This window comes from Haemophilus sp. HMSC61B11 (assembly GCF_001838615.1).
Taxonomy (GTDB): domain Bacteria; phylum Pseudomonadota; class Gammaproteobacteria; order Enterobacterales; family Pasteurellaceae; genus Haemophilus_D; species Haemophilus_D parainfluenzae_AD.
In genome coordinates this window covers 1,372-3,185 of sequence record NZ_KV837964.1, presented here as the reverse complement: position 1 = coordinate 3,185, position 1,814 = coordinate 1,372, and the positions used below count along the sequence as shown (strand labels likewise).

The 1,814-nt window shown below is 36.1% G+C and carries 2 pseudogenes; both read left to right on the top strand.

The window, feature by feature from the left end:
• Positions 1 to 1,222: pseudogene (locus tag HMPREF3263_RS04140) on the top strand (hypothetical protein); the annotation flags it as partial.
• 1 nt (position 1,223) lies between these two features.
• Positions 1,224 to 1,814, top strand: a pseudogene (locus HMPREF3263_RS04135) (hypothetical protein); the annotation flags it as partial.

The following is a 1,814-nucleotide window of genomic DNA, read 5'->3' as shown; positions in this document are numbered from 1 at the left end:
AAAAAAACTCACTACAGAAGAGCTCATTCCTGTAAGAACAGAACTTCCTAAAGGCTTAAAAGTAGATGATTCAGACTTTAAACGGGTAACTGAGCTCTCATCCAAACTTGATGGTGCAGCAAAACTGTTTGCTTTTTCAGCTATATTAGGCTTTTTTACTGAAGATTCCAGTTATACCAAAGAAGGGCGCTGGGCAAATAATGCCGCATTTGCTACTTTATTAGCATTTACAGAAAAAGTCGCGCCAGACAGTGAGTTAGGATTTGAATTTAGGCAGGTTGCCGGTCAACGCATGTCTTTAACAGCAATTAATAATGCAACAGGAGCAACATTCTCAAGCGGCTGGCAAGCTGCAAGGGCGGGGTTGTTTAATTTCGGCACAGCCCTGGCAGGTATTGGCGTATTAGTTGAAGTGGCAAATGCCCATGAAGCTAAATATAAAGGCGATGAAATAGACTATTGGGGGGCGGTATCTAGAGGTACTGGTTCTGCTTTAATGGCGTTATCTCCAGCAACGTTAGGCACAGCATTAACCATGATGGCATCCACATCAGCGAACGTGGCACTTGCCGGTACAGCATTGCGAATAGTAGCATTAGCGTTGCCTTATGTAGGGGCGATATTGTTATTAATCGGTATTGGTTTAGCATTATTTAAGAAAAGCGATATGGAGCTTTGGATTAAACATAGCTTTTGGGGAGATAGCGATAATTATTGGGGAGAAGCTGAAGACGCTTATAACTGGTCAGAATCAAGACCTAAAGATTTTAAACTAGATACTTTTGATAAAAGTAAAGAGCTTGTTTCAAATAAAAATATATACAATTATTATAAAGTCGAAATGCAAAGGCTCTTCTCTATAACAGAAAAAATTAAATTTGAAGTAATAGATAAGCATCATATTTTAGTAACTCATCCTAATATAAATACATTAGAGACAGCACAAAAAATTAGAATTAATTATAAATCTATTACAATAAGACGTTCTCCTTTCTTGGAGGTGTATTCTGAACCTCAAATTATTTTTGATGAAAATAGGTCGGGGCAGGCAATATTATATTTTAAAGATTGGTCGATTAGAGATTCTCTGAGTGGAAATCCTCTATTGGTGAATGCTAATGAAATTGAACGTCTCAAGTTACAAGTTTCCATTCCTCGTTATAATCAAGCGACAGAAAATATAACATCAGATACAACAATATTGGATATAAAAGGTAAGTAATATGCAGTTAAAAAAGATATACCGAGATCTTGGATTTTCGATACGCCAAATCAACAAAGATGAGATTGAAGTAAAAAATTCATTTTTTGATGGCTATTTACGTGGTTTTTTCAGAACACTGATTATTGGTGTTTTATTAGTGATTTCATTTTTAGATTATCAAGGTGGTAAATTCCCCTTATCTGGAGTATATAAGGAAATAAAGAATGATTATATTTGGGCTATAAATCCAGATGAAAAGATTTTTACACTATACAAAATGTATCGATTACATGATGACGATCCAACTTATTTCCAGCGTTATCCTGAAAAATACCCACCTGAACCCTACGAAGAATTTAGAAAACCCTACGTAACAGAAGATTTTTGGAAAAGACACGTATTTTACTTTGAGCTAATCCCAATCTTTTTGGTATTTGTACTCTTTTTCTATCCTCGCCACCGCTCAATTCGACTTAACCGTAAAGAGCGGGTGATTTATATGCAGGCATTTCATAAAATTTTTGTCATTCCAGTGCCGGATAAAGGCGATCCGTTGATGGGCATGAAATATAACCGCTTCAGCTTTTATATGTTCGGTAGCCGTAAACAG